The organism is Shewanella sp. 11B5 (assembly GCF_002836795.1).
Taxonomy (GTDB): domain Bacteria; phylum Pseudomonadota; class Gammaproteobacteria; order Enterobacterales; family Shewanellaceae; genus Shewanella; species Shewanella frigidimarina.
Genome location: NZ_PJAP01000345.1, coordinates 1 through 6,342, shown reverse-complemented (window position 1 = coordinate 6,342; position 6,342 = coordinate 1). Strand labels below are relative to the sequence as shown.

The 6,342-nt window shown below is 42.2% G+C and carries 5 protein-coding genes and 1 pseudogene; 3 read left to right on the top strand and 3 right to left on the bottom strand.

What is annotated here, in order from left to right; translation table 11 throughout:
- From CXF78_RS07350 to CXF78_RS07340, 3 genes are all read left to right on the top strand, one after another.
- Nucleotides 1-1,301 (top strand): proton-conducting transporter transmembrane domain-containing protein (locus CXF78_RS07350; protein WP_102036404.1); only part of this gene is annotated, 1,301 nt, incomplete at its 5' end.
- A gap of 1 nt (nucleotide 1,302) precedes the next feature.
- On the top strand, nucleotides 1,303-1,617 hold the full coding sequence (locus CXF78_RS07345) for a hypothetical protein (RefSeq protein ID WP_059743912.1): 315 nt from the start codon (nucleotides 1,303-1,305) through the stop codon (nucleotides 1,615-1,617).
- Nucleotides 1,607-3,316 carry a Na(+)/H(+) antiporter subunit D gene (locus tag CXF78_RS07340; RefSeq protein WP_102036403.1) on the top strand — a complete coding sequence of 570 codons (1,710 nt, stop codon included), beginning with the start codon at nucleotides 1,607-1,609 and terminating at the stop codon, nucleotides 3,314-3,316. The genes CXF78_RS07345 and CXF78_RS07340 overlap by 11 nt, the downstream gene beginning before the upstream one ends.
- A 447-nt stretch (nucleotides 3,317-3,763) precedes the next feature.
- On the opposite strand, the gene CXF78_RS07335 is transcribed toward CXF78_RS07340, so the two are convergent.
- The 3 genes and pseudogenes from CXF78_RS07335 to CXF78_RS07325 all read right to left on the bottom strand — a co-directional run.
- Nucleotides 3,764-5,014: a phenylacetate--CoA ligase family protein gene (locus CXF78_RS07335; protein ID WP_180957082.1), complete on the bottom strand. Its 1,251-nt coding sequence runs from the start codon at nucleotides 5,012-5,014 to the stop codon at nucleotides 3,764-3,766.
- Nucleotides 5,015-5,103: 89 nt separating this feature from the next.
- Nucleotides 5,104-5,886: an ABC transporter ATP-binding protein gene (locus tag CXF78_RS07330; protein ID WP_341539173.1), complete on the bottom strand. Its 783-nt coding sequence runs from the start codon at nucleotides 5,884-5,886 to the stop codon at nucleotides 5,104-5,106.
- Nucleotides 5,887-6,025: 139 nt separating this feature from the next.
- A pseudogene (locus CXF78_RS07325) lies at nucleotides 6,026-6,342 on the bottom strand (branched-chain amino acid ABC transporter substrate-binding protein); the annotation flags it as partial.

Genomic DNA, 6,342 nt, shown 5'->3' with positions numbered 1-6,342 from the left:
AAGGCGGAAGACCCTCAATAGAAGTAAGCGAGGTGATGCCAGGGCTAAGTATTGCATTTACTGTTGAACCTCTGGGCATGCTATTTGCGGCATTAGCATCTGGGCTTTGGCTTATCAACTCGATATATTCCGTTGGCTACATGCGCGGTAATAAAGAGAAAAACCAAACTCGATTTTTTGTATGCTTCGCGTTAGCTCTTTCAGCCACTGTTGGTGTTGCTTTCGCTGGCAATCTATTCACTCTATTTTTATGCTACGAATTATTAACACTCTCGACATACCCCCTAGTAGCACATAAAGGCGATGCAGCGACGATACGTTCGGCAAGGATTTATCTGGGTGTTTTACTGAGTACATCTATTGGTTTGTTCCTTCCTGCTATCATCTGGACTTATACAGTGGCAGGTACAGGTGATTTTACTACCGGCGGGATCCTCGCTGGTAAGTTGAATGACCCAGAAATAGGGTTGCTTCTGGCACTATTTGTATTTGGTATCGGTAAAGCGGCTGTCATGCCGATGCATAAATGGCTACCCGCGGCTATGGTAGCCCCCACCCCAGTGAGTGCCTTACTACATGCCGTTGCGGTAGTTAAATCCGGTGTTTTTGCTATCACTAAGATAATCATTTATATATTTGGGATTGAATATCTATTTGAATCACCCAGCTCAGAATGGCTTTTATATGTTGCGGTATTTACCATCATTGTTGCTAGTCTTGTTGCAATGCGCCAAACCAACATCAAACGCCTGCTAGCCTACTCCACTATTGCCCAGTTATCTTATGTAGTCATGGCCACAGCCATTCTTAAACCACTCGCAGAGGTTGGCGCCGCCTTACATATGGTCGCTCATGCTTTTGGTAAGATCACATTGTTCTTTGCTGCTGGCGCAATTTATGTTGCCTCTAAAAAGACCGAAATTCATCAATTACGTGGTATTGGTAGACGTATGCCATGGACAATGGCGGCGTTTACAATTGGTGCATTAAGTATGATTGGTGTCCCTCCCACTGCGGGGTTCGTCTCCAAATGGTACATTTTGGCCGGCGCTTTCGAAGCTAACAATCTAGTGGCAGTATTCACCATAATTGTCAGTACCCTTCTTAATGCAGCTTACTTTTTGCCTATTTTATACATAGTTTGGTTTGAGCACGAAAAAGAAGGTGACAAGGAACACGGCGAAGCACCGTTTTTAGCTGTGTTGGCATTGACTCTGACCGCCATACTGACACTCGCTTTCTTTTTGTTTAACGGTCCAGTAATTGAATTGGCAAGCCAAGTAGTTAAGGGGCTCAGTTAAAATGAATGACGAAAAACAATTACACTGGTTAGTACGGCCGTCAACTATTCGTAAGCTCTGGATTGGTTTCAGTGTTGTACTGACCTTGGTGGTTCTTGCGCAGACAGTAATATACGTTAAGGGTTATTTCGGCTTTGATGCCTGGTTTGGGTTCGGTGCCGTTTACGGATTTGTCAGTTGCTTGGTGATGGTATTAATAGCGAAATTATTAGGTCTGTTTCTAAAACGTCCACTGGATTATTATGATGAACCAGAGCAAATAAAAACCTCAGAACCTAGTCATGACAAGGTAAAGGAGAATAGCAATGGGGTTTGAATTTTTCTCTCCAGCATTTATCCTGCTAATTGCTGCTGTACTGATATGTTTTGTTAAAGGGCACGCACGAACAGCAGTTATATTAATCGCCCCAATTATTACCCTGTTGGCCATATGGCAGATCCCTGACGGAGTCCAGAGTACGGTAAAATTTCTTTCGTACAACATTGAACCTGTCGAAGGTAGTCCGCTAAGGCGATTGTTTGCGACTATTTTTACAATAATGGTCTTTGTTGGAGGTCTCTTTTCTTTTCGTATAGCACGTTGGTATGAACTTGCCGCAGCCTTTACATACGCTGCAGGTGCTATAGGAGTCTGTTTTGCCGGCGATCTTATTACCATGTTCGTCTACTGGGAACTAATGGCGATATTCTCTACTATTGTGGTTTGGTGTGGTGGTACGCCCAGTTCACGCGCTGCTGGAATACGTTATGCCATCATGCATTTTCTCGGTGGCGTAATACTTAAAGTTGGAATTGTAGGTGTCGTACTTGGGACTGGTTCTATCCAAATCCAACCTATGCTGGCAACAGATTTCAGTACATGGATGATACTTATTGGCATATTGATAAACGCCGCGGCACCACCCGTGTCAGCTTGGCTAGCCGATGCATACCCAGAAACCACACCCACTGGTTCAGTATTTCTGTCGGCATTTACAACTAAAACAGCTGTATTGGCACTGATATTATTATTCCCAGGCGAACCTGTGCTGATTGGCATAGGTCTGTTTATGGTTATGTACGGTATTATTTTCGCATTATTGGAAAATGATGTGCGACGTATCCTTTCCTACTCCGTGGTTAACCAAGTCGGTTTTATGGTTGTTGCCGTAGGTATTGGTACCGAAATGGCACTTAATGGGGCTACGGCTCATGCTTTTGCACATATTATATATAAAGCGCTACTGTTTATGAGTGCTGGGGTTGTTATATACCGCACTGGGAAAAATAAATGTATGGAGCTGGGTGGTCTATTTCGCACCATGCCACTTACCTGCGTCTGCGGTATTATTGGCGCGCTAGCAATTTCAGGTTTTCCACTGACGTCAGGTTTTACCACAAAGAGCATGATTTCCCAGGCCGCTGTCGATGGGGATTTAGTTTGGGTTTACATGGCGTTAACCGCCGCATCGGCCGGTGTATTTCTTCATGCTGGCATCAAATTCCCATGGTTTGTGTTTTTCCAAAAAGACTCAGGTTTAAGGCCAAAAGATGCGCCATGGAATATGGGGTTGGCGATGATCATTTTTGCTAGCATGTGCATTTTACTGGGTGTATTCCCAGAAACGCTTTATGCCCTATTACCCTACCCTGTTGACTACCAACCGTACTCTATTGGTAAAGTGCTGTTCTACCTGCAGTTGCTGCTATTTTCAGGATTGGCTTTCTTCGTATTATTGCCACTAATGAAACGTACCATGACGATTAGCCTCGACACAGATTGGCTTTGGCGACGTGCGGCCTTTTCATTGGTTAAGTTGATCGAACGAGCACTTAGCTCACTAGGTGACATGGTTACGCAACAACGAAACCGCTTGCAGAAATTCTTACAACGTATGGCAGTGCGTTATCTAGGCCAACCGCATACAGCAGATAGCCAAGAGCGCGGCGTGTTCGCGCGCTCTTGGCCCGTGGGCACTACTGTGCTTTGGATCGCTGGGTTGCTATCAGCCTATGTGTTGTTGTACTACCTTTAGCTGCACTGGGAACAAATTTTTCACTTGACTCCATTTGGCATAGTAATTTTTCAGATCAGATAGTGACTCTTACACGCGTTGAAGATGGGTATTGTGAGGGCTGAAGGCTAGGGTCTGTTGATCTTTGCGGGTTAAATTTTGTTCGAGATAAAAACGTTTTAATCGAGGCGAGTGGATTGCTGCCTAGCAATCTAAGTAAAATTCGCTCAACAAAGAGTAAATCGTTTTTAGCCGAACCCTTTGGCCAGCGTTTGTTGTTCATTTCTACTGGGTTATCGGCTTCTATTGTAGAATAACTACACTACAAAGCCTCTACCTTGTAGATCATGTTTAAGTAATGAACAACAACTCGCTGCAAAAACAACCTTGAAAGATTGACAGACCCTAATGTAATGCCCTTTGGAATTACATTATGATTTTTGAATGATTAAAAACTGCGAATAACGGTTAATCAAAATCCCTTTGTTCATCAATCACCTTACCATCATCAGGTAAGCTATTAAGGGGTACTAATTCTACTGAGCCTGTTAATTTGGTTACTGTCTTTAATGTTTGGGTAATTTTATCTTTCAGTACCTGTTCATTACCATCACGAAGGGCTGATTCAATGACTTCACAAACTAGGTGCATCTTATCTTGATGATTAACCTGACTCACGACTAAACGCGCTTTTATAATACAGGCATCACTTTGACAGACTTTCTCAACTTGTTCAGGATGAACAAACATACCTTTAACTTTAGTGGTTTGGTCTGCACGTCCCAACCATCCCTTTATTCGCATATTGGTTCTACCACAAGCGCTTTCACCTGCCTTGATTGCAGATAAGTCTCCTGTCGCAAAACGAATTAAGGGATAATCTCGATTAAAACTTGTGATCACAACCTCGCCTATTTCGCCATCAGCAACCGGTAATAGGCTACCTGGACGCACAATCTCAACAATGACATCCTCGCTAATAATAAAGCCATCGTCGGCTATAGTTTCATAACCAATTAAGCCAACATCTGCAGAAGCATAAGCTTGTAAGGTACTAATTCCTGCAGCGTCAAACTCGCGTCTAAGTGCTGTAGGTAATGCCTCACCTGTAACCAATGCTTTTTGTAAACTACTCACATCACGATTATCAGCAGTTGCTTTATCCAATAAAATTTTCAAAAATGAAGGTGTACCACAATAACCATTAGGCTTTAAATCCTCGATTATATCGAGCTGTTGTTCTGTTTGTCCTGGCCCTGCCGGTATAACCACACAGCCACAGGCTCGCGCTCCTGAATCTAAAATAAACCCGCCAGGTGTTAAATGATAAGAAAGACAGTTTTGAACAATATCACCTTGCTTAAACCCTGCAGCATGGAAAGCTTGCCCGAGTCGCCACCAGTCATCAGTACAATGTTCAGGATCATAAATAGGCCCTGGCGATTGAAAAATTCGATGAAATTTTGCGCTTGCAGCATTTAATCCTGCCAGCGGAGGATTCAGCTTTTGCAGATTAATCAAATCTGATTTTCGCGTAATAGGTAATTTAGCTAATAGCGCTCTACTATCAATTTTATCAACATCAATATTGTTCAGTGTCTGCTGATAGTGTAAACATTCATGTTTAGCAAAGTTAAGAAAATCAGGCAGTTTAGTGAATAGTGAATGCTCTCGAGCATCTGCATCTTGGCACGCATTTTTATTAAAATAGCTGTTCATTGTTAGCCTATATTTGTGATTTTTCATTTAATTTGAGTTTTTCTAAATGAGTACTTAATTAACGTCACAAACTAATTAGTCAATAATAGTTATAACCAACGCTTGCGGCGTTTATAAGATTTCAAGCCTTTAAAACTCTTGCGTTCTTCATTACCGCCGCCGAGATAAAACTCTTTAACATCTTCATTACTCATGAGTTGTTCTTGCGTACCATCAAGCACAATTTTTCCTGATTCCATGATATAACCATAATTTGCTGCACGTAGAGCGTAATTGGCATTTTGCTCGACCAACAACATGGTGATCCCTTGGTCTTGGTTAATTTTTTTAATAATACCGAAAACTTCTTTGACTAATAGTGGGGATAGACCCATTGATGGTTCATCTAAACAAATCATCTTTGGACGCGCCATTAATGCACGACCTATTGCAAGCATTTGCTGCTCACCACCGGATAAATAACCCGCTAATCCAGTTCGTTCTTTCAAGCGAGGGAAATAGTGGAATACCATTTCAATATCTTGATTTATTCGAGAATCTTTACGGGTAAAAGCACCCAGCTTTAAATTCTCTATTGATGACATATCCTCAATAATGCGGCGCCCTTCCATCACCTGAAATAAGCCACTAGCAACAACATCTTCAGCATTTTTACTGTCAATACGCTCGCCCATAAAAGTAATATCACCTTTCGTTACCTCACCATTTTCGGTTTTTAACAAACCTGAAATAGCTTTAAGCGTCGTTGATTTCCCAGCACCATTAGGGCCTAGTAAGGTAACAACTTCGCCATCTGGCACATCTAAGCTTACACCGCGTAATACCTGAATAACGTCATCGTAAACCACTTCAATATTATTCACCGTTAATATAGATGATGTGGGTTGTATTTTTGTTGCAATTTGTGGCATATCTACTCCGTCGATGCTATTTGGCTATTAAGATGGTTACTGAGAAACACACACTATGCTGTGCTCCCAGCAACCTAAACGTTATTGAATTAAGTGTTAATTAAAAACCTAACCAATCGTCTCGACGCTCTAGCGTAACTTGCGATACCTTCTCTACGACGACATCACCGCCGTTATAGTTACCCTTATAGATATTGACCTGGTTAATTCCACGATGGTCTTCATTACTCCAATTAGCCGCTAAACACACGCCCTCTAACCCTTTTGGCACCCAGTTTTTATGCACGTACATGCCTTTTTTCACATTTTCACCGGTAATACCACCGTTATCTTTTGCCCATTCCATTGCTTCTTTCATAAAGAAGGTTGAACAAACACCGCGCATATAATGATGAACACGCTCTTCTGTACCTGACT

Bases quoted from the DNA above. Each gene is read 5' to 3' on its own strand.
- CXF78_RS07345 (WP_059743912.1), top strand. From the start codon at position 1,303: ATGAATGACGAAAAACAATTACACTGGTTAGTACGGCCGTCAACTATT.
- CXF78_RS07340 (WP_102036403.1), top strand. From the start codon at position 1,607: ATGGGGTTTGAATTTTTCTCTCCAGCATTTATCCTGCTAATTGCTGCT.
- CXF78_RS07335 (WP_180957082.1), bottom strand. From the start codon at position 5,014: ATGAACAGCTATTTTAATAAAAATGCGTGCCAAGATGCAGATGCTCGA.